This window comes from Paenibacillus anaericanus, assembly GCF_003994475.1.
Classification (GTDB): domain Bacteria; phylum Bacillota; class Bacilli; order Paenibacillales; family Paenibacillaceae; genus Fontibacillus; species Fontibacillus anaericanus.
Genome location: NZ_RZNY01000028.1, coordinates 1 through 23,727, shown reverse-complemented (window position 1 = coordinate 23,727; position 23,727 = coordinate 1). Strand labels below are relative to the sequence as shown.

The following is a 23,727-nucleotide window of genomic DNA, read 5'->3' as shown; positions in this document are numbered from 1 at the left end:
TTCTGCCCTGATGTCCTCGTATTCAGTAGATTTGCCCAAAATGTGCATATTATACGTCAAACAATATGATTTAATGCATTGTTCTCGTAAAACTCTTGACATTTCAGCAAACTAAAGTCACAAAGACCATCCTAATACTGACATTTTATAATAATATCACATTCAATTTTCTAAGTCAACCTATATCTTTCAACTCTTCTTCTTTTGATTCTTTTCTATCTACTTCATTACTTCGTAGCCTTGTATATTCGGTATCCTTTATCCTTGGTCACTTCTTCCACCTTCGTAAAAAGTGATTCCAGTTTACGAAGTGCGGATGGTGCCCCCTGCTTTTTCTGAATAACAATCCACAGTGTGCCCCCTTGCTTTAACCGTTCAGAAGCCCCTTCGAAAATAGCATGTACCGTTTCTTTGCCTGCCCGAATTGGCGGATTAGTCAGAACAACATCGAATTTTTGTTCTCCCAGTGCCTCAAACAAATCACTCTCTAATACAGTTACATTATCCACCTTGTTCAGCGCAGCATTCTCTCGTGCTAATTCTACCGCCCGACTGTTAACATCGATCATTGTAACATGCCCATGAACAACAAGTTTTGCAGCTGTTAGACCTATAGGACCGTATCCACAACCGATATCTAGCACCTGAGCACCCTTCGGAATTTCCATTGCTTCAATTAATGTCCTACTGCCATAATCAACACCACTCTTGGCGAATACCCCTGCGTCGCTTACAAATCGGAATACTTGCCCCTTTAGCTGTGTCTCCCAAACCTTTCGGTCATGATCAGCCTTCGGCTTACTGGTATAGTAATGATCAGACATTGTTACATTCCCTCCGGTTAACGGTTTTAATAGATTTATCATTCTCATTCTTACTTCTAACTAAAACAAAACCCCTTGAATTTGATTCAAGGGGTTTGTGTATAGCAGAGATGGAATTACTTCACTTCTACAGAAGCGCCTGCTTCTTCCAATTTCGCTTTTACTGCGTCTGCTTCTTCTTTGCCAACTTTTTCTTTGATTGGTTTTGGTGCATTGTCAACAAGGTCTTTTGCTTCTTTCAAGCCTAGGCCTGTAATTTCGCGAACGACTTTGATAACGTTGATTTTGGATGCGCCAGCACCATTCAAAATTACGTCGAATTCGGATTGCTCTTCAGCTTCTACAGCTGCGGCACCTGCTGCTGCTACTGGAGCTGCTGCAGTTACACCAAATTCTTCTTCGATTGCTTTAACAAGATCGTTCAGTTCAAGAACGGTCATACCTTTGATTTCTTCCAAAATAGTTTCTTTACTCATGGTTGAACCTCCGTTATATTAGTTTATTTGGTTGATTATTTTAAATCACTTGAGTCAGAAGAAGTTTACGCGCTTGCGTTGCCTTCTTCTTTCTCTGCAACGGCTTTGACTGCAAGTGCGAAGTTGCGCACTGGAGCTTGAAGCACGCTGAGGAGCATGGAAAGGAGACCATCGCGGGATGGAAGATCCGCAAGCGCTTTGATTTGATCAACGCCTACTACCTTACCTTCAACCACGCCACCTTTTATTTTAAGAGCATCGTTCTTCTTAGCGAAATCGTTAATGATTTTCGCTGGAATTACAGCGTCTTCTGTACTGAACGCAACGGCTGTAGGACCAACCAATACTTCGTCCAGTTCAGAAAGTTCTGCAGCAGCTGTAGCACGACGAACTAGCGAGTTCTTAAGCACTTGGAATTCCACACCAGCTTCACGAAGCTGTTTGCGAAGTTCCGTAACTTGAGTAACGTTAAGTCCGCGGTAATCTGCAACTACAGTCGTTACGCTATTGCGCAACTTCTCAGTAACAACATCAACAGCTTCCTGTTTTGCTTGAATCAGTTTTACGTTTGCCAAACTGTACACCTCCTGATAGATTTTCTAGGCCTTATCCCATTAAAAAAGCCTCCGTAGAATCACGAAGGCCTGATGAAATCATCTTTTGCAGAAACCTGCAAAATACTGACGTTCTATCACAACACCTCGGTAGGGAATTAAGCCCGAAGGCACCTACTGTCTACGGTAAGCATATTCAAATTTAATTCTCACATCAAAACAACTTTCTCAGTATACCCAGGGACATCCATAATGTCAATCCCTAACTCACTATAAGCGAGTGGTATTATCTGTATACAGAAGTGTTGACACGAGCGCTCGGGCCCATTGTTGAAGAAATCGCAATGTTCTTCAAGTAAACGCCTTTAGCAGCAGCCGGTTTAGCCCGGTTCAATGCATCAACAAGAGCCTTAAGGTTCTCGTTCAATTGATCAGTAGTGAAAGACACTTTACCGATCGGTGCATGAATTTGTCCTGCTTTGTCTAGACGATACTCGATTTTACCTGCTTTGATTTCTTGAACCGCTTTAGCTACGTCAAACGTAACTGTACCTGCTTTAGGGTTAGGCATAAGACCTTTACCACCAAGCAGACGACCCAATTTACCAACTTCACTCATCATGTCCGGTGTTGCTACGCAAACATCGAACTCGAACCAGCCTTGTTGGATTTTGTTAATTACGTCTTGATCGCCAACATAGTCAGCTCCAGCAGCTTCCGCTTCTTTCGCTTTCTCACCTTTAGCAAAAACCAAAACGCGTTGTGTTTTACCTGTACCGTGAGGTAGAACTACTACGCCACGAACAGCTTGGTCTTGTTTACGAGGGTCTACACCCAAACGAACTGCGATCTCAACGGTTTCGTCGAACTTTGCAGTCGCTGCCTTTTTCACCAACTCAACAGCTTCTAAAGGCTCATAAGTTGCTTCGCTATCAATAAGCTTAACAGCTTCTTGGTACTTCTTACCGTGCTTAGCCATGAATTCATCCTCCTTTGTGGTATTAGCGGAAATTCCTCCCACTGATCTCTGTAAAAATAAGTTATCCAAAGGAAAACTTATTTATCAGAGGCAACTTCAGTTGCTATCTTCACTTCAAGATTAACAACTTCCGTTGCTTGTACTCTCCAAAAACTAGTCTTGGATCGTGATGCCCATGCTGCGGGCGGTACCTTCAACCATACGCATAGCTGCTTCAACAGAAGCTGCGTTAAGGTCAGGCATTTTTTGCTCTGCGATTTCACGAACAACGTTGCGATTCACAGTAGCTACTTTTTTCTTGTTTGGTTCACCGGAACCCTTCTCAATCTTCGCTGCAACGCGAAGTAGAACGGCTGCCGGAGGAGTTTTGGTGATGAAAGTAAACGAGCGATCTTCAAACACCGAAATTTCAACCGGAATAATCAAACCTGCTTGATCGGCAGTACGTGCGTTGAACTCTTTACAGAATGCCATGATGTTGACACCCGCTTGACCCAATGCCGGACCTACCGGAGGTGCAGGATTCGCTTTTGCTGCAGGGATCTGCAACTTTACAACTTTGATAATCTTTTTCGCCATGTAAGACACCTCCTTGCCCTAGTAGTGGTAGACGGAACCGAAGCCCCTCCCACGTAAAACACAAGAAACCCTAAATTTTCTCCACTTGAGTGTAATCCAGTTCAAGCGGGGTTTCTCGTCCAAACATGTTAACGTGAACCTTGACCTTGCTCTTCTCGACCAGAATTTCTTCGATCGAACCAACGAAATTGGCAAACGGACCAACTTTGATACGTACGGATTCTTTGAGTTCGAACTCCATAACTGGTTTTGGTTCTTCCATACCCATATGTTTAAGGATCTGTTCTACTTCTTCAGGAAGCAGAGCAGTTGGTTTGGAACCAGAACCTGTAGAGCCGACAAATCCAGTAACTCCTGGTGTATTGCGAACAACATACCAAGAATCATCGGTTTGGACCATTTCCACCAAGACATATCCGGGGTAAACTTTACGCATGACAGTCTTTTTCTTACCGTCTTTGTTTACCACTTCTTCTTCCATCGGAACAAGAACGCGGAATATCTTGTCTTCCATGCCCATAGACTCGACACGCTTTTCTAAATTGGCTTTGACTTTGTTCTCATACCCAGAATAGGTATGAACGACGTACCATCTTTTTTCCATATCAAGCCACCTAAGGACCCTTCTTAAATTATCGCTTCGATCACAGCAGAAATGCCGATGTCAAGAACCCAAAAATAAATCGCGACAACTGCAATTGTACCAAGCACAATCAGCGTATAATTGGTCAGCTCTTTACGATTAGGCCAGCGAACCTTTTTAAGCTCTGCCCAGCTTTCGGAGAAAAAAGAAAACAACGACTTGAAACTTCGTTTCACGCGCGACTACACCTCCAAAGACTATCTGGTTTCGCGATGAGGAACTTGCTCGTTACAAAACTTGCAAAATTTCTTCATCTCCATGCGGTCGGGGTGGTTACGCTTGTTTTTCGTTGTCGTGTAGTTTCTTTGTTTACAGTTCGTACAAGCCAACGTAATAATTACCCGCATGATGTGCACCTCCCGAAGACATTCTACAATATGAGATGTCTCTATATTGACCCAAAATTAAAATAAAAAATTGGGCCTACCTAAAACACTTTATCACAATGGACCTATTCGTGTCAACGAGGCTTACAGCTTTTGGGATTAGCTATTAAACAGTATTACACTGCACTTTTAAAGATAAACCTCAAAAACATCCTGAATTTACTAATAGGAATTTTTATCATGATATAAAAAAAGACAGCTATTAAAATAGCTATCTTTTGTATTGACCTTCTGAGCTTATAGAATAGAGATTAAAAATCACCATCTCGAACTTCTAGGTACTTCTCAAGTTTACGTTTGACACGCTGTAGTGCATTATCAATGGACTTAACATGACGTTTCAAATCTACTGCAATCTCCTGATATGAACGCCCGTCTAGATAAAGCATGAGTACTTTGCGTTCCAGATCGCTGAGAATTTCGGACATCTTGTCCTCCAGGCCCATGAACTCCTCCTGGTTAATAATCAACTCTTCGGGATCACACACTTGGGACCCACAAATAACATCAAGCAACGTCCGATCAGAATCCTCATCGTAAATTGGCTTGTCCAAAGATACATAAGAGTTCAATGGAATATGTTTCTGCCGTGTCGCCGTCTTGATCGCCGTAATGATTTGACGTGTTATACATAACTCGGCAAACGCCTTGAATGAAGCAAGCTTATCCCCTCGGAAATCTCTGATCGATTTATAGAGCCCTATCATTCCTTCTTGAATGATATCTTCCCGATCAGCACCGATTAAGAAATAGGATCTGGCTTTGGCGCGCACGAAACTCCGGTACTTATTAATTAAGTACTCTAGCGCTTCACTGTCACCTTCACGGACCGATTCGACAATTTCTTCGTCACTTTGGATCTCATAGTCATACCTTACCCATTTCTCGAGATTGACACTCACCACAAATCCCTCCGGCTGCAACGCACGGTGCCCCGTCACTCTGTCAAGTAATACGAACAGTATATATTACGGTGCATATTAGCGTCAACAACAAAAGTACCAAAAGATGTAAGTTGATCTAGCAAAGAGTACCAAAAAGTATGACTTGGTGAACACTCCTCTATTCTCTTCGCCATCTTTCAAACATTAGCTTTACTTCCGGACTCAGCTTATCATCAATTGTATTACGGCTTGATTTAACGCTGCGATCGGCGATTTTCATCTGAACTTCTTTCTCACTTTTCTCCACTTGAATTAGCAGTTCGCGAGCTGATATCCGTAGTGCTCCCTGTCCAAAAATGACATGTTGTTCCACCATATCGCTTGTTGCAACATAAATTTGTCGCCGTTTGTGTGTTAGTTCGCGCACCAGTCGTTCAATGCATTCGTCCGCCGTTTCTTTCTCCTTGGTGAAATGTACTTCTAGCTGATTCTGGGCAAACGACTTTCCGAGTCCAGGTACCCGGTAAGCATCAAAAACGGTGATGGTTCTAATACCGGAAAAGGCTTGGTAATCAGCAAGTCTCTCCAACAGTCGGTCACGCGCTTCCTGCAAACCGATCCTGGACAATGCCGCAAGTTCTGGCCATCCTCCGATCATATTATAGCCATCAACTAATAGCACATCGCGCATTTCGCGCATTTTGTCTACCCCTCAGCGCGACGTCTACGCAACACTTCGTACATCACAACTCCCGCAGCAACCGATGCGTTCAAGGAGTTAAGACGACCCGTCATTGGAAGTTTGAGAAGCACATCACACTTCTCGCGGATCAAACGTCCCATTCCTTTGTTCTCATTCCCGATTACAATCGCCACAGGACCTGTAAGTACGTTGCCACCATTTCCATACATCTCATCTTTGGTATCAACATCTGTACCCACTACCCACACGCCTGCTTCTTTCAATTCCTCAATACATTGAGCCAGATTCGTCACTCGTGCAACAGGCACATACTCCACTGCTCCAGCTGATGTTTTCGACACTGTTGCTGTTACTGCAGCAGATCTGCGCTTCGGAATAATAACACCATGAGCACCTGTACATTCCGCAGTACGTAAAATTGAGCCGAGATTATGAGGATCTTCAATTTCATCTAGAATAAGAAGAAAAGGAGGTTCCCCTTTGTCTGCTGCCTTAGCTAGCAATTCTTCGACTCCTACATAAGCATACGGCGCAGCCTGAGCTACAACTCCTTGATGCTGTACATCTGGAACCATTTGATCAAGCTTCCGTTTATCAACGAATTGAACAACGATTCCTTGTTTCTTTGCCTCTGTCAAAATAGGCCCGGTAAGGTGTTTTTGAGCGCCTTCAGCGACCCATATTTTATTGATCGTACGACCAGCCCGCAGCGCTTCAAGTATTGAGTGCTTACCAGCGACCCATTCTTGGTCTTGATCCTCCATGTGATTCCTCCTGCGAAAGATCCTCGGATCTTTCTTATATTATGTTTAATGTTTGTTCTGATAAAAATTAAGCACCTAAATTACTTTCAAATCGACTTTGTCTCTGAGTCTAATAGGTCAAATCCATATGAAATGAGACTACGAAGGCGTTCGTGCGCGCCAGTGTAGTATAAGTATCCAACAAGGCTCTCAAATGCTGTCGCATGCCGATAATCGATCACGTTTCCATTCTTCGGTACACCTGATTTAGCATTGCGCCCCTGACGCACTACATCTTTCTCATCCTCAGTAAGATTAGGCTCGAGTAAGCTCAGTAGCTTAGCTTGTGCTTTAGCAGCGACATACTTCGTCGACTGTCCGTGCAAGTGATGCGGCCGCAAATTGAGCTGCGCCATAACATGTTGACGAACGGCCACCTCGAAGACGGCATCCCCTATATAGGCTAGAGCGAGCGGCGGTAGTAGCCGAGCGGGCTTGGATGGCTTCTCTGCGAACCATAGCGGTGAGACCTCCCCATTCCCAAGGGCAATACCTCCAGCTAGCGCCATATCTTGTCCAGTAGCCTCAGCAGAGTTGGCAGAGAGAGTCTCCCCCTCGCCTCCGCCAAGGGGCGCAGCGCTTGACTGGGCCCCTTCCGACAAACCATGGGTATTCTCGTCGCTTGTACTCATTTACGACGCCATCTCATGCCCTGAGGCGTATCTTCCAATAGAATTCCCTGAGCATCCAACAAGTCGCGGATTTCATCAGCACGAGCCCAATTTTTAGCTTTGCGTGCTTCCCCCCGCTCTGTGATGAGGTTCTCTATGTCCTGGTCTAATAACTCCGATTCAGTATCAGCTACAATACGCAAGATACTATTCATTTCGGCGAACAGTTTCTCTGCCGCTTCCAAATCAGCACGACTTACATCGGCTTGCTGCAATAAGCCATTTACTTCAGTAACCCATTCGAAAATCGCTGTAATCGCATCTGGTGTATTGAAATCATCTTGCATTTTGGCATGGAATGTCGCACCAATTTGAAGCAACTTATCATTCCATTCTGGAGTAACTTCAGCGCTTTCCTTAGCAGCCGAACCGAGTCTGTGGCGGAGATTGCCCACCGCATTGGTGATCCGCTCTAAACTACGCTCTACTTGCGTCATCGTTTCTTCTGTGAAGCTGAGTTGATTGCGATAATGCGTCGATAACATAAAATAACGCAATGCCTCACGCTTATAATGGCTACGTAAGTCTTTAACAAGCACGCCATTTCCCAGTGACTTCGACATTTTTTCGCCATCGATATTAATATATCCGTTATGCATCCAATATCTCGCAAGAGGTTTGCCTGTTACAACCTCGGATTGGGCAATTTCGCACTCATGATGCGGAAACTGTAGATCCTGTCCCCCCCCATGAATATCGATCGTATCCCCAAGTAGATGACGTGACATCGCAGAGCATTCAATATGCCAACCAGGACGTCCTTCACCCCAAGGGCTGCTCCAATGGATTTCTCCCGGCTTGGCAGCCTTCCACAATACGAAGTCTTCAGGATTTTCTTTGCGCTCATCTACGTCTACTCGGATACCAAACTGTAATTCACCGATATTTTGGCCTGACAGCTTACCATAACTTTCGAATTTATTGGTGCGGAAGAACACATCTCCACCATTTTCATAAGCAAAACCTTTACGTTCCAGGTCCTCTATAAATTCTATGATGATCCCCATATTATCCGTTACGCGAGGATTCGCTGTGGCACGTGGTACGCCAAGACCCTCTAAATCTGCATAATAAGCCTCAATAAAAGTCTCCGCTACATCAGAAACAGAAGTATTCATCTCCTCCGCCTTACGGATTAGCTTATCATCCACATCCGTAAAATTGACGACATAATTGACCTCATAATTTTGGTTCTCTAAATACCTACGAACGATATCGAAAAAAATCACAGGTCGTGCATTTCCAATATGGATATATCCATATACGGTTGGACCGCAGACATAAATACTAGCCTTTCCCGGCTCTTGGCTTACGAACTTCTCTTTCGTTCGGGTTAACGTGTTGTATATTTGTAGTGCCATATTCACTTTCCTCTCAATCATATGATTATTGAAAGAGGTTACTCTTTCGGGAGTTTCTCTGCCTCTAGTTGTTCTTTCAAACTCTTCATTTCCACCTGGAGTTGTTCAATCTCACGCTGCAACAATCCCATTGCATCAACGACGGGATCCGGCATCTGATGGCTTAATCGATCCAGGCGCTTCCCACCCTGGCGAACGACTCTACCTGGGATGCCTACCACCGTACTGCCAAAAGGTACTTCCTTCAGCACTACCGAATTTGCTCCAATGTTGCACTGATCTTCTATTTTAAAAGAACCTAAGATCTTCGCTCCCGACCCAATCACTACATTATTGCCAATAGTGGGATGCCTTTTCCCTTTCTCTTTACCGCTTCCCCCCAAGGTCACTCCCTGATAGATAACCACATCATCACCGATTTCGCAAGTTTCACCAATGACAACGCCCATGCCATGATCAATGAACAACCGATTGCCGATTCTGGCACCAGGATGAATCTCTATTCCGGTAAAAAAGCGACTAGCTTGTGAGATAATCCGCGCAATTGTGAACCAATGATGCCGGTAGAAAAAGTGCGCCATCCGATGGTTCCATATCGCATGGAGTCCAGAATAAGTGAAGATTACCTCGAACCAACCTCTTGCAGCCGGATCGTTATCAAACACAGCCTGTATATCAGACCTCATTCTCTTTAACATAGAACTTCCCCCTGTTCTCCCATGCTATGCCGGCTTGCACTTAACCCTTAACCTTTGATCATTCCAACAAAAATAGCGCCCCTGTAGCTTTCGCTACAGAGACGCCTTACGCGCGGTTCCACTCTGCTTGGATTCTTCTTGTATCACAGCCGCTCATTATAAGCGGTGGCACTCGAAGCCTCCCCCTTGGGTCCTTAACGCGGACATTACGTCAGGATCTACCCACGCTTTCGCGCGCTCAATCCCGCAGCTCCCGGGTGCATTTCCGCCCTCTGTACCTAGATAACTTTCAGCCTGAAACCAAGTAGAAAAGTAAGCAAAGTATAAATTGAAAATATACTTTCTTAAATATCCACTTCAAAGTCCCGGTTATCCTCTCTGGTAAATACAGACACCTGCGTACTTCTCCCGATCTATGCATTTCTTATTTTGATATATTGTGCCAAGAATAGGATTCTTGTGCTTATCTTACCCGAAATTCCATAAAGCTGACAAGAGGTTTAGCTCTGTAGCTTACTAATTTGTAACTTGAGACGTTCAATCGTAAGTTCCTGACCAAGCAGGTAGATCGTCTGGTTCAAATCACGTCCATGCATTTGCCCCGTTAAAGCTACACGAATTGGCATGAACAAGCCTTTGCCTTTGAAGCCAGTTTCTTTCTGCACTTCTTTGATCGCTGCTGCAATGTTCTCTGGTGCAAATGGTGAAAGTTCCTCCACCTTGCTCAGAAAAGCGCTTAGCACGATTGGAACCTGTGGTTCGGACAACACAGCGTTTGCTTCATCATCCAGTTCCAGATGAGTTCGGAAGAATAGGTCAGACAGCTCGACGATATCAGAAGCCGACGTCATCTGCTCCTGATACAAGGCAACCAACTTATTCGCCCAATCTTCTTGTTCTACTGTCAAATCATTAGGCAAGAGAGAGGCTTTCTGCAAGTGTGGAATAGCTAATTTAGCAATTCGCGCAGTATCCGCATTCTTGATGTAATGATTGTTCAGATGAGCCAGCTTTTGCTTATCAAACAAAGCAGGGCTACGTGATAAACGCCCGGCATCAAAGATTGAAATCAGCTCTTCTTTCGTGAAGAACTCTTCCTCTCCAGTCGGTGACCAGCCAAGTAATGCGATGAAATTAAACATGGCTTCCGGCAAATAACCCAATTCATCATATTGCTCAATAAATTGAATGACTGATCCGTCGCGTTTGCTCAACTTCTTATGATTTTCTCCGACAATCAGTGTCATATGTCCAAAAATCGGTGGCTCCCAGCCAAGCGCATCGTAGATCATCAACTGACGTGGTGTATTGGATACATGGTCTTCACCACGTAGTACATGTGTAATTTTCATCAGATGGTCATCGAGCGCAACTGCAAAGTTGTAAGTCGGAATTCCATCTTTCTTCACGATAACAAAGTCGCCGCTGACGTCTGACTCGAATGAGATCGGTCCCTTCACTAGATCATCAAACGTGAAGGTGCGTCCTTCTGGCACGCGGAAACGGATACTAGCTTGTCTACCTTCTGCTTCGAACGCAGCGCATTGTTCCGGTGTCAGATCTCGGTGTTTCCCAGAATAACGCGGCATCTCGCCCCGAGCTATCTGCTCTTCGCGTTCTTGCTCTAATTCTTCTTCCGTACAATAACAACGATAAGCTAGTCCACGGTCGAGCAAATCCTGCCAGTACGTACGATAAAGGTCCAAACGCTCCGTTTGACGGTAAGGGCCATACTCCCCGCCTACGTCAACACTCTCATCCCATTCAATACCAAGCCATTTGAGATAAGTGAACTGGTTCTCTTCCCCACCTTCAACGTTGCGCTTCACATCTGTATCTTCTATACGGATAATGAATTTGCCTCCGTGATGTCTAGCGAATAAATAGTTGAAGAGCGCTGTTCTTGCGTTGCCGATATGTAAGTGTCCCGTCGGACTCGGCGCGTAACGCACACGAACTTCCGTCATGACAATCCCCCCTAAAAGTTTTGATTCAATCTTACGATGATAGCACATCTGCAACGAGGCAGACAATACACTGAGAGGCAATGCCTTCTCCGCGTCCAGTAAAACCAAGTTGTTCAGTCGTTGTTGCTTTGACGTTGATTTGCTGCGGCTGTGATTCTAGTGCTCCAGCTATAATGTCAACCATCTGCGGGATATAAGGTGCCATCTTAGGACGTTGCGCGATAATCGTGGCATCTAGATTTCCGAGACGATATCCACGTTCTTTTGCCATACCCCATACTTCTTGCAGTAACTTCAAGCTGTCTGCATCTTTAAAGTTTGGATCGGTATCAGGAAAATGGCGTCCGATATCTCCTAGACCAAGCGCTCCCAATATTGCATCGGTCACCGCATGTAGCAGTACGTCAGCGTCGGAATGTCCCATTAGTCCCTTCTCGAAAGGAATCGTAACCCCCCCAATAATACAAGGTCTTCCCTCAACCAGTTCATGTACATCAAAGCCTTGTCCTACGGTAATCATTTTATGCCCTCTCCCTTTAATTCTTTTTTCATACGGATAAATTCCGCGTAATCCAAATCTTCCGGTGTTGTAATCTTGATGTTAGCATATCCACCTTCCACTACCATCACTTGAACACCCAAACGCTCAATTAACATGGAATCATCCGTCCCTATAAAGCCCTCTTCCTCAGCAACCTCATGTGCTTGTATTAATTCGGAACGTCGAAAAGCCTGCGGGGTTTGAATCGCCCACAAGCTGCGACGGTCAGGTGTAGCCGTGACCCATCCTTGGCCGTCAACTTGTTTCACCGTATCCTTAACAGGCACTGCCAGAACAGCTGCACCATGTTGAACCGCTGCCTCATAGCATGAGGTTACCTGTTGCTGCGTGACAAAAGGGCGAACGCCGTCATGCACCAGTACCCAGGGTGAATTCATATGAAGCAACCCTTGGTAAACTGAATGCTGACGCTCAGCGCCGCCCGCAATAACTTTTATCTTTTTAGTCATACCGAACTCATGAATCCATGATAAGCAGCGTTCCACATCCTGCGCACCCGTTACTAATATAATCTCAGTAATCAACGGATGGCGGTCGAACACCTCCAGCGTATGGATGACGATCGGCTTGTCCTGCAGCATAAGATACTGTTTGGACTCTTTACTTCCCATGCGGGTTCCCCGACCTGCCGCCACCACAATAACTCCTGTTCCCGTGTTCACTTCTGTCACCATGATCCCTGCCTTACACTGCCTGAATTATGCGTGGTTTTGGATTACCCTCCAAGATGCCATGCATTTGTACCCATCATACCGAATTTACTGGGCTTTTTCCAACAGTTTTGGTTTGGCAAATATCATACGACCCGCTGATGTCTGTAATACACTGGTTACTAACACTTCTGTAACGCTACCAATAAAGTCTCGGCCGCCTTCAACCACGATCATAGTACCATCATCCAAATACGCAACGCCTTGCCCATGTTCCTTGCCGTCCTTAATCACCTGCACCATGATCTCTTCACCTGGTAGTACGACCGGCTTAACGGCATTAGCCAGATCGTTGATATTGAGCACCGAAACCCCCTGTAACTCACACACTTTATTGAGATTAAAGTCATTAGTAACAACTTTACCCTGCAATACTTTAGCAAGTTTTACGAGTTTGCTATCCACTTCAGATATATCCTCAAAATCTCCCTCATAGATCATAACTTGAACATCGAGCTCTTTCTGGATTTTATTCAAAATATCCAAGCCCCGGCGCCCCCTATTTCGCTTGAGCAGATCCGATGAATCCGCGATATGCTGCAGTTCTTCCAGAACGAATTCAGGGATAACGATGGTACCTTCGATAAAGCCAGTTTTGCAAATATCCGCTATCCGCCCATCAATAATTACGCTTGTATCCAAAATTTTATGTTCCTCAAGTTTCCGCTCTTTTCCCTCTGTTCCACTTCCCCATTTTCCTGATTTCCAAAATGAGGACAGTTCTTCTTTCTTCCCCAATGCAACCGTTAGTCCTATGTAGCCGAGCAGCACCGAAACAGCAAACTGCGCAAAGCTCTCTAAAGATCCAAGCAAGGACAAAATAGGGTAAGTCATTAAAGAAAGAAGTAGTCCCGCAGTCAGTCCAGCTGATCCGGCTGCCATTTCGCTCATTGGAATTACGGTCAATGCCTCAATCCACCGTCTTATCCGGGCGGAAAAGACCCCCGCACCTATTGAGAACAAGAATAAGAACAGAAAAGCTCCGGTTACCGCCAATATGAAGTGACTCGCTATGGGGTTCATTCCGTCAAACCAAGTTTGGAGGAATTGTGGAAAGAATCCTATCATCCCGCCTACCGTATATCCAAACCAAGCTCCACATAAACCGACCACGCTAAAAAAACCTTTTTTGATCATGTCTCTCTTCACCTCCTGATAAAGTATGTTCTTTAATAAGTATGGTCCAATTTTTGGAAACGTAATCGGTCGAATTGTAACTTTTTTCTAGGTAAAATAATGGACGTAGGAATGAGTAGTCCCCCACTACGTGGGATTTCCTGTTGATAAGAGGGGAAACTGTGGCATATAATGTATTCAATTCTTAATTATCGAGGTGGATGGAAAAATGAACACACCAAGTCTTCAATCTTTCCAAGAACAAGTCTCTGAACTGTTGCTCCGTCACCGTAGTTTGTTGGATGTGTTATCTAAATCAGGGCAGACGAATGCTTCTGTCGTCCGTTCAGTCACCAAAGCAGTTACTGAATGCGGCTGTATTGAACTACATGCTACGAAACAAGACTTTGAGCCTGGTATAGATCTACAACAAGCCAAAGATACGATTCGTAAGCATGTTCAAGGCGAACTGTGTGAGAACTGCCGTGATGCTATTACCAATGAACTGGGACGAAACCTTTTTTATATGTCAGCACTTTGCAATTTGTTAGAAATTAATATGAATGAAGTCGTTGAACGGGAGTTCAAGAAGTGCTCAACGTTGGGATTGTTTAATTTGTCATAGTTGTGGGGATCCGGTATCCCATCCCACCCAAACCCTCCCTTATCGTAAGGGAGGGCCCCAAGGGCTGCCCGCCCTCTGGACTCCCGCTTAAGGAACGTGGGAGTGTTAGAGGCGCTCCTGCATCGCTATCCCCGTTGGGGATGCGCTCAGGGTGGTACGTGGCACGCTTTTCCCCCTTCGGGTACGTCTCACTTTGGGCACACCCGTATTACCAGGGTAAACATGCTGCAGACACTACTACTTTAGAAGCACACGAGTGACTTGGGTGGAATTGGGTCGCTTACGCCCTAAAGGGCACGCTTTACTTTTAGGGCTTCTGCCGGTCTGAGAGTGATGCGTAAAGACCACTATGTGTGAGGAGTCGCTGTCCCCCTTGGGGATGCGCTGACTTACAAAACAGTTAACAACATTAAATATTTAAAATATTAAGATTGAAAAATGCTAAAGATTAAAGATTGAAAACCATTAAAGAATAAGCCTAAAAAAAGGCATTGATCATTCCGCTTCGCGGTGATCAATGCCTTTTTGTACGTTGAGTGATATTAACGTTTAGGGCGGTAAACTTCTTCGGAGTCGTCCTCATGACGCTTTTTCCGACGGAGTAGTTTGTCGACGTTTTGTTTCAATCCATATAACGCGTAAATAACAAGCGGAATAAAGATCATTTTAGAAAGTTGCTCTGGAAAGAGTACGGCAAGAACAACCGCTAAGACAACGACAAATGGTGCAACGGCAACTGCTTTCTTCGGCAGACCGACTTTCTTGAAATTAGGATACTTCACGGAGCTAACCATGAGATAGGATAATAGCAACATCGCAATGATAAAGTAAGGCGCTGTAATATCTTTATGAAATAATGAAAGTGTTGCTAAAACACCACCAGCAGCAGGAATAGGTAAGCCGATAAAGTAACCCGGAATTCCTTTTTGCACATTGAACCGTGCCAATCGTAATGCTCCGCACATCGGAAATACAGCTGTAACTGTCCAAGCTAATCCAAACGGAATGCTGTGGAAAGAAATAGTATACATAAGAAGGGCTGGTGCAATACCGAATGATATAATATCCGATAATGAATCGAGTTCTTTACCAAATTCACTTTGACAATTTAACGCTCGTGCAACGCGCCCGTCTAGGCCGTCCAGCAGCATTGCGACAATTACCATGATGGCGGCTAGGCTAAACCTACCATCGAACGCCAACATAATGGCTAACATTCCGAGAAACAGGTTACCTAAAGTAAACAAGTTCGGAATTGATTTTGTAATCATCTCTTCACCTCGAGTGCGTATTTCAAGAATATAACTATCACTTGATTGTAGGAGATTTAAATTTGCCTGTCAATGAACACCTGTTCTTGTAGGCGGTTTAATCCATCTTTAATTACCCGTGCCCGTACCTCTCCAATACCATCAACTTCATCCAATTGTTCAATTGTAGCCCTAAGTACGCCAGGTAACTGTTGAAAACGCTCAACCAAATTATGAATAATGACATTGGGCAACCGCGGAATTTTGTTCAGTACACGGTACCCACGAGGCGAGATTAAATCTTCCGATGTGGCCATCGACGCAGGGTATCCAAGCAGACGTACGATGTGATTCATATCGAGTAGCTCATCATCACTGGAACGTTTGAGGTTATGGATGATTTCACGGATCGCTTCATCACTTTCCTCTTTGGCATAGTCTTTATATAGCAACCACGCCTCTTCCTCCATATTGCTAACAAGTTCCTCCATCTGCATGCTGATCAGGCGTCCTTCTGTGCCCAATTCATTGATAAACCGTTTGATCTCCATTTTGATACGAATTACCATTTCAACCCGCTGAATAACATTTACTACTTCAGGTATGGTGACTAGTTCCTCAAATTCCGAAGCTGCCAAATTAGTTAAGGCTTGGTTGAGCACAGACCGATACTTCTCAAGCGTTTGAATCGCTTGATTGGCTTTCGTTAGGATCACACCAATCTCTTTCAGTGCGTACCTTAGCCCTCCTTGATACAAAGTAATAATGTTACGGCGCTGAGAGATGGAAACGACGAGCTTACCGGTTTGTTTAGCAACCCGTTCTGCTGTACGATGACGAATCCCGGTCTCTGAGGATGATATTGAGGAGTCGGGAATAAGCTGAGTATTCGCGTAGAGAATGCGTTTCAAATCCTCGCTTATTATGATGCCCCCATCCATTTTGGCCAACTCATACAGATAATTGGGTGTGAAGTCACAGTTAATAGAGAAGCCACCTTCAACTACTTCCATCACTTCAGGACTATAGCCCACTACAATTAATCCTCCGGTTTTGGCCCGAAGCACATTCTCCAATCCGTCGCGAAAGGCGGTGCCTGGCGCAACGAGTCTTAACAGATCATTCATCTTCTCTAACTGAATTGTTTCTTTCATTAATTATTGCCCCCTAATCTAACGCAACCGCTAGCGCCTCTGCAACTGAATTTATACCTACTAATTGAATTCCCTCCGGTCCCTTCCACCCTTTCAGGCTTTTCTCCGGTAGAATTACTCTTTTGAATCCTAGTTTAGCGGCTTCTTTCACCCGCTGCTCAGCCCGGGAGACCGCCCTGACCTCACCGGTTAATCCCACTTCTCCGAAAATAACATCATATGGCTTGGTTGGTATATCACGAAAGCTTGATGCAATACTTACCGCAATGGCCAAATCAACAGCCGGTTCATCCAACTTCACCCCACCAGCTAAATTCACATAGGCATCTTGGTTCTGTAAATACATCCCCATCCGTTTCTCTAAAACAGCAATGATCAAATTCAGTCTATTGCTATCAACACCCGTTGCCATCCTACGCGGGGAAGGAAAGTTTGTTGAAGCAATTAAAGCCTGCAGCTCCACTAACATCGGGCGTGTTCCCTCCATACTAGCCACTACGGTGGAACCTGCTACACCAAGCGGTCGCTCAGACAAGAACAATTCCGATGGATTAGACACTTCAACCAGCCCAGACTCATTCATTTCAAATATGCCGATCTCATTGGTTGAGCCAAATCGATTCTTTACAGCCCTCAGTAATCGATATGAATGATGTCGCTCTCCTTCAAAATAAAGGACACAATCGACCATATGCTCCAACAATCGCGGACCAGCAATAGCTCCCTCTTTAGTAACGTGTCCAACCAATACCGTAGCAATCCCTTGGCCCTTAGCAATTCGCATAAACCGGGCCGTACATTCGCGAATCTGGGATACACTTCCGGGTGCACTCGTTACTTCTGGCAAATACACCGTCTGAATGGAATCAATAACTAAGAAGTCTGGCTTTACACTCTCGATGGCCTCTTCAATTCCATCCATACTACTCTCACAAAGCACATAAAGTTCTGGAGAAAGGGCCCCTAATCTCTCCGCACGTAGTTTAGTTTGTCGCATGGACTCTTCTCCAGATATATAGAGTACTTTAAGTCCAATATGGGCCATTTCGTGCGAAGTCTGCAGTAAGAGTGTAGATTTCCCAATGCCGGGATCTCCCCCCACCAATACTAAGGATCCGGGAACGACTCCTCCACCTAATACACGATTGAGTTCTTCAATACCAGTTTTGATTCGTGGTTCTTTGTCGCTCTCTATATTTATGATCGAAAGGGGTTTTTCTTTCGTGTGAAATATGCCTGTGGAGACTCCTTGTGTCTTTACTACTTTTTCTGTTTCTTCAACCATGGAATTCCATGCGCTACAACCTGGGCACTTCCCGTACCACTTCGGTGATTCATAGCCACAATCGGTACAAAGAAACTTTGTCTTTACTTTAACCATTTTGCTCTCCTTATCACTCTGCAAAATTTGTCAAACTTTGCAGGTACAACCACAAAAGGTGACATTTAAAGTTTACCATTGTTTCAGATTTATCGTAAAGTTTTTTCCAACCCTATATTAACTTAAAAACAGAGCATTATGTAATACAAAAGGATAGCATCCCCGAGGCATTACCTTAGGGAAGCCATCCTTATTTTAATCGGCTTTATAGCTCAACTTTTTAAGCGTTTTTGGAAAATGTTCCTGTTTTCTCAACGGTCAATCCGCCATTCTCCTCGTCGATCGTTAACAACTCACCTTTTTTCACATTACCCGTCAGCAATTCTTCAGACAAACGGTCTTCAATATGCTTCTGGATCGCACGACGTAGTGGACGAGCACCATATGCAGGATCGAAACCTTCCTTGGCCAAAAATGCTTTGGCTTTGTCCGTTAAGACAAAATCAACTTCATGCTCCTGCAGACGTTTGCGAAGCTCTTCAGACATCAGATTAACGATCTGGCTGATATGATCCTCACCGAGTGAATGGAAGACGATCGTTTCATCAAGCCGGTTGAGGAATTCCGGACGGAAGCTCTTCTTAAGCTCTTCCATCACTTTACCCTTCATGCTATCGTAATCACCCTTGGCATCAACCACCGCAGTGAATCCCAATCTTGTATTGCGCTTGATTGCTTCAGCTCCTACGTTAGATGTCAGGACGATCAACGTATTACGGAAATCGACTACACGGCCTTTGGAGTCCGTTAAGCGACCGTCTTCTAGTACCTGCAACAAGATGTTAAATACTTCTGGATGAGCCTTCTCAATCTCATCAAGCAGTACAACAGAATACGGTTTGCGGCGTACTTTCTCGGTTAATTGTCCGCCTTCTTCATAACCAACATATCCTGGAGGGGCACCCACAAGACGAGATGTAGAATGTTTCTCCATATACTCCGACATGTCGATACGAATGACTGCATTCTCGTCACCAAACATAGCCTCAGCCAACGCCCGTGCAAGTTCAGTCTTACCCACCCCTGTTGGTCCCAGGAAAATGAAGGAGCCAATTGGACGCTTCGGATCTTTAAGTCCTGCACGTGCCCGGCGAATCGCTCGGCTAACTGCTTTAACAGCTTCCTCTTGACCAATAACGCGCTCATGGAGAATTTGTTCCATGTTAAGCAAACGATCCGTTTCTTCTGCCTTCAGTTTCCTAACTGGGATCCCAGTCCAACTCGCCACAATTTGTGCGATATCATCAGGCGTCACTTCAGAATCTGTACGTCCTTGTTTCTCTTTCCATTGATTCTTCGTAACATCAAGCTCTTCACGAATTTTCTGTTCCGTATCGCGTAATGCTGCCGCCTTCTCAAACTCTTGGCTTTGCACTGCGGAATCTTTTTCCTTGCGGATATCATCAAGACGGCTTTCTAATTGCTTCAAGTTAGGCGGTACAGTATAAGAGTTTAGTCTTACTTTGGAACCAGCCTCATCAATCAAATCAATTGCTTTATCCGGTAAGAAACGGTCTGGAATGTAACGGTCGGACAACTTAACTGCCTGTTCAATCGCTTCATCCGTGATCTTAACGCGGTGATGGGCTTCATATCGGTCACGAAGACCATGCAGAATTTGAATCGCTTCTTCAACTGATGGCTGATCTACAGTAATCGGTTGGAAGCGGCGTTCTAAGGCTGCATCCTTCTCAATATATTTGCGGTATTCATCTAGTGTCGTTGCCCCAATGCACTGAAGCTCCCCACGAGCAAGCGCTGGCTTCAAGATGTTAGATGCGTCAATGGCGCCTTCAGCTCCACCTGCTCCAATTAAGGTGTGTAATTCATCGATAAACAATATGATGTTCCCCGCTTGGCGGATTTCATCCATTATTTTCTTTAATCTATCTTCAAACTCACCGCGGTATTTCGTACCCGCGACAACAGATCCCATATCGAGTGTCATTACTCTTTTGTCACGAAGTGTCTCAGGGATTTCATTATTAATGATCATCTGAGCTAAGCCTTCAGCAATCGCCGTTTTACCGACGCCTGGTTCACCAATTAGGACTGGATTATTCTTCGTCCGGCGGCTAAGAACCTGGATAACACGTTCAATTTCTTTGCTTCTTCCGATAACAGGATCTAAGTTTCCTTCTTTGGCAGTTACCGTCAAATCACGGGCCAAACTGTCAAGTGTAGGTGTATTTATATTAGCTGGCGCTCCATGATGGCTTGATACGGCTTCACTGCTACCGAGCAACTGCAACACTTGTTGGCGTGCCTTATTTAGGCTAATCCCCAAATTGTTCAGTACACGTGCAGCTACGCCTTCTCCTTCACGGATCAATCCAAGCAGGATATGCTCTGTACCGACATAGGTATGACCGAGTTTCCGCGCTTCATCCATTGAAAGTTCAATAACTTTTTTGGCACGTGGTGTATAAGCGATATTGGTAGGTTGCTCTTGACCGCGTCCAATTAAGGTTTCGACTTCATCCTGTATTTTCTCAAGACCCAGTCCAAGACCGATCAATGCCTTAGCTGCAATACCTTCCCCTTCACGAATCAATCCGAGTAAAATATGTTCTGTACCAATATTATTATGTCCTAACCTTACGGCTTCTTCCTGGGCTAATGCCAACACCTTCTGGGCACGTTCTGTAAATCTTCCAAACATCATCTTCTCCTACACCTCCATGATTGTTCTATTGCTTGCGGTAAGGAACCCTAGCTGAAGCTAGTTTTCTTTACCGTTATTTACATTTACTTTGTCACGGATTAGCTTAGCGCGGTACATATCCCGCTCTCCTGGTGACATATTCTCGCTAAATATTTTCTGCAAAAAACCGGGCTGTGTCATCACATTCAGTTCATTTAGCACTTGAGGCGACAACGTATCAATTAGTCCCAAATCCACCCCTAACCGAACATCAGATAAGCGCTGCGCGGCTTCTTTTGACTCCATAATGGCCGCATGAGATAAAATCCCGTACGAACGCATCACTCGGTCAACCATACGTAGGTGTGATTCGGTTAGCAATGTTTCCCTTGCCGTCTTCTCATGGTCAATGATCTGTAGAACAACGCTGTATAAATTCTCAATAATTTCATCTTCGCTTTGTCCCAGTGTAATCTGATTTGAGATTTGAAACAAGTTCCCCATTGCTTCGCTTCCTTCGCCATAGATCCCCCGAACTGTAAGTCCTACTTGGGAAACTGCAGAAAGAATTCGATTAATTTGACCCGTCAACACAAGTGCAGGTAAATGCATCATCACGGATGCTCTTAGTCCAGTACCTACATTTGTTGGACAACTGGTTAGAAATCCCCGGTTATCGTCAAATGCATAATCTACATGATCTTCAAAAATGTCGTCCACCGAGGTTGCTCGCTCCCATGCTTCCTGTACCTGAAAGCCGGGATATAGACATTGAATTCGTAAATGGTCTTCCTCGTTCACCATTATGCTTAAACTTTCGTTTTCGCTAATGAAAACAGCTCCACTTTTGGACTCATTGGCCAAGCTCGGACTGATCAAATGCTTCTCAACCAGCACTTTTTTATCCAGATCCTCCAAATCGTCAAGAAGGATAGGATATATTTTACCAAAATCCTCTATTCGTTCATCATCAAGCACATCCTGCAGCTTTCTTAGAACATCCTCGGATTGCTCACTGGTGGCCAGCATCGGAAATGGAGCATGTAGCAGATTACGTGCAATCCGAACCCGGCTGCTAATGACGATATCAGAATCCTTGCCTCCACTGCTCATCCATTCGCTCAGTGGTTGTTCTGTAAACCGGAGATTTGGCATAGCACATTCCTCCTACTCTGCAGAAATATTCTTCTCAAGCTCGCGAATCTCATCTCGTAACCCAGCAGCTTCTTCGAACTCTTCCTGAAGAATACGTTCCTGCAGTTGCTGCCGAAGCTCATCGAGCTTACGCTTCACTTGGATGTGACTTCCTGCGCGTTTGGGTACTTTTCCTACGTGAACTGTATTTCCATGAACTCGCTTAAACAGAGGGTCCAATCGATCGTTGAAGTATTTATAACAAGAACTGCAACCAAAACGTCCTATTTTGCTAAATTGCGAGTAAGTTATTCCACATTCTTCGCAACGTAGATTCTCCGGGGCTTTAATCGTTGGATTCTGACTGTGACTTCCAGGGTTGAAATCCAGAAAACCAGACAATAAGTTATGAATGGAGAATCCCCCTGTTGTTCCTGGGATAATCTCTCCCTTTTCTCTGGCACAGGACTCACAGATACGAAATTCTGTCTTTTCCCCGTTCACAATTTTGGTAAAGTGCAGTGTCGCGGGACGTTTACCGCATTCTTGACATTGCATCGAGTATCCCTCCTCCTTTAGATGGACTCCTCAGCCTAACAAAGAGATGAGCATAGCTTTCATGATTCGTGCCCTGATCTGGTCCCGGTAAGGAAGTTGTACCATCAGCACTTCCCTAGATATGGCAGCACGCATAAGAGCAGCCTCTCGACTACTAAGGAACCTCGCCTCCACAAGCTGATAGATCAGTCCCTCTGCAGCTGTCTGACCCATTTCGTCACCAATTGTATGATGTAAGTGTGTATGCAAGGTGGTTGGTCCAGGAAATTCAATCCGCCTAATACGAACATAACCGCCACCACCCCTTTTACTCTCCACAAGGTAGCCCTTTTCCAGCGTAAAACGTGTACTAATGACGTAATTGATTTGGGATGGTACACAGGAGAATTGGTCGGCCAGATCGTTACGCTGAATTTCTATGGCTCCCTCAGGACTTTCATGCAGAATACCCTTGAGATATTTTTCTATAATATCGGAGATATTACGCATCACTCATCCTCCATTGCTCAAACATCAAGCCAATATTTTAAAATAACCTACTTCGAACCTTATAAAACACTTACTTATAAACTGTATAGCATGTTGTGAAATAGCGACTGTTGACTTTGACTTTCTTTGACCTTGTTTTCATTATAACATAATTTATTGGTTTGCCAAGAGGGCGTCTTTCTACATTCAGTGTGAACCTGTTAGGTTGAAAATATTCTCCTGGTTAAACACGCACATATAACAGAAAAAGCCCATCCTAAGGATGGACTCAACACTTTAATATAATGGTCGGGACGACACGATTTGAACATGCGACCCCCTGGTCCCAAACCAGGTGCTCTACCAAGNGCTTGGCGGCGTCCTACTCTCCCAGGACCCTGCGGTCCAAGTACCATCGGCGCTGGAGGGCTTAACGGTCGTGTTCGGGATGGGTACGTGTGGAACCCCTCCGCCATCGCCACCAAACGTGATTTTTTGAAGCTTCGCTTCTCGAAATCGCTGCGAGAAAATATCAATCATCAGAAAGACATGCTCGCTCAAGGTTTAATCCTTGAAAACCGGATACGAAACGAAATT

General features: G+C 44.7%; 26 protein-coding genes, 1 rRNA gene and 1 other annotated feature. Of the genes, 1 reads left to right on the top strand and 26 read right to left on the bottom strand.

Going from position 1 to position 23,727, the window contains the following annotated elements:
* Nucleotides 1-227: 227 nt before the first annotated feature.
* From EJP82_RS22900 to EJP82_RS22815, 18 genes are all read right to left on the bottom strand, one after another.
* Nucleotides 228-824: a class I SAM-dependent methyltransferase gene (locus EJP82_RS22900; RefSeq protein WP_127194398.1), complete on the bottom strand. Its 597-nt coding sequence runs from the start codon at nucleotides 822-824 to the stop codon at nucleotides 228-230.
* A 116-nt stretch (nucleotides 825-940) separates the two neighbouring features.
* Nucleotides 941-1,300 (bottom strand): 50S ribosomal protein L7/L12, encoded by a 360-nt coding sequence (rplL, locus tag EJP82_RS22895; RefSeq protein WP_127194397.1) that lies wholly within the window; start codon nucleotides 1,298-1,300, stop codon nucleotides 941-943.
* A 65-nt stretch (nucleotides 1,301-1,365) separates the two neighbouring features.
* On the bottom strand, nucleotides 1,366-1,875 hold the full coding sequence (rplJ, locus tag EJP82_RS22890) for a 50S ribosomal protein L10 (protein WP_127194396.1): 510 nt from the start codon (nucleotides 1,873-1,875) through the stop codon (nucleotides 1,366-1,368).
* 32 nt (nucleotides 1,876-1,907) lie between these two features.
* Nucleotides 1,908-2,059 (bottom strand) — a sequence feature (ribosomal protein L10 leader region).
* Nucleotides 2,060-2,140: 81 nt separating this feature from the next.
* Nucleotides 2,141-2,833, bottom strand: coding sequence for a 50S ribosomal protein L1 (gene rplA, locus EJP82_RS22885; RefSeq protein ID WP_127194395.1), 693 nt, complete (start codon nucleotides 2,831-2,833; stop codon nucleotides 2,141-2,143).
* Nucleotides 2,834-2,986: 153 nt separating this feature from the next.
* Nucleotides 2,987-3,412 (bottom strand): 50S ribosomal protein L11, encoded by a 426-nt coding sequence (rplK, locus tag EJP82_RS22880; RefSeq protein ID WP_127194394.1) that lies wholly within the window; start codon nucleotides 3,410-3,412, stop codon nucleotides 2,987-2,989.
* Between the two features lie 70 nt (nucleotides 3,413-3,482).
* A complete protein-coding gene (gene nusG / locus EJP82_RS22875) occupies nucleotides 3,483-4,016 on the bottom strand; it encodes a transcription termination/antitermination protein NusG (RefSeq protein ID WP_127194393.1) in 534 nt (177 codons plus the stop codon).
* 23 nt (nucleotides 4,017-4,039) lie between these two features.
* Nucleotides 4,040-4,231: a preprotein translocase subunit SecE gene (gene secE, locus EJP82_RS22870; protein WP_127194392.1), complete on the bottom strand. Its 192-nt coding sequence runs from the start codon at nucleotides 4,229-4,231 to the stop codon at nucleotides 4,040-4,042.
* A 21-nt stretch (nucleotides 4,232-4,252) separates the two neighbouring features.
* Nucleotides 4,253-4,402, bottom strand: a complete 150-nt coding sequence (gene rpmG / locus EJP82_RS22865; protein ID WP_071784256.1) for a 50S ribosomal protein L33 — start codon at nucleotides 4,400-4,402, stop codon at nucleotides 4,253-4,255.
* Between the two features lie 290 nt (nucleotides 4,403-4,692).
* Nucleotides 4,693-5,343 carry an RNA polymerase sporulation sigma factor SigH gene (sigH, locus tag EJP82_RS22860; RefSeq protein WP_127194391.1) on the bottom strand — a complete coding sequence of 217 codons (651 nt, stop codon included), beginning with the start codon at nucleotides 5,341-5,343 and terminating at the stop codon, nucleotides 4,693-4,695.
* Between the two features lie 160 nt (nucleotides 5,344-5,503).
* The gene (locus tag EJP82_RS22855; protein ID WP_127194390.1) at nucleotides 5,504-6,025 is read right to left on the bottom strand and encodes an NYN domain-containing protein; all 522 of its coding nucleotides are present in this window, start codon (nucleotides 6,023-6,025) and stop codon (nucleotides 5,504-5,506) included.
* A gap of 5 nt (nucleotides 6,026-6,030) precedes the next feature.
* The gene (rlmB, locus tag EJP82_RS22850) at nucleotides 6,031-6,792 is read right to left on the bottom strand and encodes a 23S rRNA (guanosine(2251)-2'-O)-methyltransferase RlmB (RefSeq protein WP_127194389.1); all 762 of its coding nucleotides are present in this window, start codon (nucleotides 6,790-6,792) and stop codon (nucleotides 6,031-6,033) included.
* 86 nt (nucleotides 6,793-6,878) lie between these two features.
* Entirely contained in the window at nucleotides 6,879-7,340 is a 462-nt protein-coding gene (locus EJP82_RS22845) for a Mini-ribonuclease 3 (RefSeq protein WP_127194444.1), read from the bottom strand.
* Nucleotides 7,341-7,459: 119 nt separating this feature from the next.
* Complete coding sequence (gene cysS / locus EJP82_RS22840) at nucleotides 7,460-8,863, bottom strand: cysteine--tRNA ligase (protein WP_127194388.1); 1,404 nt, start codon at nucleotides 8,861-8,863, stop codon at nucleotides 7,460-7,462.
* 38 nt (nucleotides 8,864-8,901) lie between these two features.
* On the bottom strand, nucleotides 8,902-9,561 hold the full coding sequence (gene cysE, locus EJP82_RS22835) for a serine O-acetyltransferase (RefSeq protein WP_127194387.1): 660 nt from the start codon (nucleotides 9,559-9,561) through the stop codon (nucleotides 8,902-8,904).
* A gap of 500 nt (nucleotides 9,562-10,061) precedes the next feature.
* Entirely contained in the window at nucleotides 10,062-11,528 is a 1,467-nt protein-coding gene (gltX, locus tag EJP82_RS22830; RefSeq protein ID WP_127194386.1) for a glutamate--tRNA ligase, read from the bottom strand.
* A 31-nt stretch (nucleotides 11,529-11,559) separates the two neighbouring features.
* Nucleotides 11,560-12,048 (bottom strand): 2-C-methyl-D-erythritol 2,4-cyclodiphosphate synthase, encoded by a 489-nt coding sequence (gene ispF / locus EJP82_RS22825; RefSeq protein WP_127194385.1) that lies wholly within the window; start codon nucleotides 12,046-12,048, stop codon nucleotides 11,560-11,562.
* A complete protein-coding gene (gene ispD, locus EJP82_RS22820; RefSeq protein ID WP_170220278.1) occupies nucleotides 12,045-12,752 on the bottom strand; it encodes a 2-C-methyl-D-erythritol 4-phosphate cytidylyltransferase in 708 nt (235 codons plus the stop codon). The genes ispF and ispD overlap by 4 nt, the downstream gene beginning before the upstream one ends.
* Before the next feature lie 96 nt (nucleotides 12,753-12,848).
* The gene (locus tag EJP82_RS22815; RefSeq protein WP_127194383.1) at nucleotides 12,849-13,937 is read right to left on the bottom strand and encodes a PIN/TRAM domain-containing protein; all 1,089 of its coding nucleotides are present in this window, start codon (nucleotides 13,935-13,937) and stop codon (nucleotides 12,849-12,851) included.
* Between the two features lie 208 nt (nucleotides 13,938-14,145).
* On the opposite strand from EJP82_RS22815, the gene EJP82_RS22810 reads away from it, so the two are divergent.
* A complete protein-coding gene (locus EJP82_RS22810) occupies nucleotides 14,146-14,541 on the top strand; it encodes a nucleoside triphosphate pyrophosphohydrolase family protein (RefSeq protein ID WP_127194382.1) in 396 nt (131 codons plus the stop codon).
* A 542-nt stretch (nucleotides 14,542-15,083) separates the two neighbouring features.
* On the opposite strand, the gene pssA is transcribed toward EJP82_RS22810, so the two are convergent.
* The 8 genes from pssA to rrf all read right to left on the bottom strand — a co-directional run bounded on the left by pssA (nucleotide 15,084) and on the right by rrf (nucleotide 23,616).
* Complete coding sequence (gene pssA, locus EJP82_RS22805; RefSeq protein ID WP_127194381.1) at nucleotides 15,084-15,812, bottom strand: CDP-diacylglycerol--serine O-phosphatidyltransferase; 729 nt, start codon at nucleotides 15,810-15,812, stop codon at nucleotides 15,084-15,086.
* Between the two features lie 56 nt (nucleotides 15,813-15,868).
* Nucleotides 15,869-16,945, bottom strand: a complete 1,077-nt coding sequence (gene disA, locus EJP82_RS22800; RefSeq protein WP_127194380.1) for a DNA integrity scanning diadenylate cyclase DisA — start codon at nucleotides 16,943-16,945, stop codon at nucleotides 15,869-15,871.
* A gap of 13 nt (nucleotides 16,946-16,958) precedes the next feature.
* Nucleotides 16,959-18,326 carry a DNA repair protein RadA gene (gene radA, locus EJP82_RS22795; protein WP_127194379.1) on the bottom strand — a complete coding sequence of 456 codons (1,368 nt, stop codon included), beginning with the start codon at nucleotides 18,324-18,326 and terminating at the stop codon, nucleotides 16,959-16,961.
* 220 nt (nucleotides 18,327-18,546) lie between these two features.
* A complete protein-coding gene (gene clpC, locus EJP82_RS22790; RefSeq protein WP_127194378.1) occupies nucleotides 18,547-20,991 on the bottom strand; it encodes an ATP-dependent protease ATP-binding subunit ClpC in 2,445 nt (814 codons plus the stop codon).
* Nucleotides 20,992-21,048: 57 nt separating this feature from the next.
* Nucleotides 21,049-22,125: a protein-arginine kinase McsB gene (mcsB, locus tag EJP82_RS22785; RefSeq protein ID WP_127194377.1), complete on the bottom strand. Its 1,077-nt coding sequence runs from the start codon at nucleotides 22,123-22,125 to the stop codon at nucleotides 21,049-21,051.
* Nucleotides 22,126-22,137: 12 nt separating this feature from the next.
* Nucleotides 22,138-22,662: a protein-arginine kinase activator protein McsA gene (gene mcsA / locus EJP82_RS22780; protein ID WP_127194376.1), complete on the bottom strand. Its 525-nt coding sequence runs from the start codon at nucleotides 22,660-22,662 to the stop codon at nucleotides 22,138-22,140.
* 30 nt (nucleotides 22,663-22,692) lie between these two features.
* The gene (locus tag EJP82_RS22775; protein WP_127194375.1) at nucleotides 22,693-23,151 is read right to left on the bottom strand and encodes a CtsR family transcriptional regulator; all 459 of its coding nucleotides are present in this window, start codon (nucleotides 23,149-23,151) and stop codon (nucleotides 22,693-22,695) included.
* Nucleotides 23,152-23,499: 348 nt separating this feature from the next.
* A 5S ribosomal RNA gene (rrf, locus tag EJP82_RS22770) occupies nucleotides 23,500-23,616 on the bottom strand.
* Between the last annotated feature and the right edge of the window lie 111 nt (nucleotides 23,617-23,727).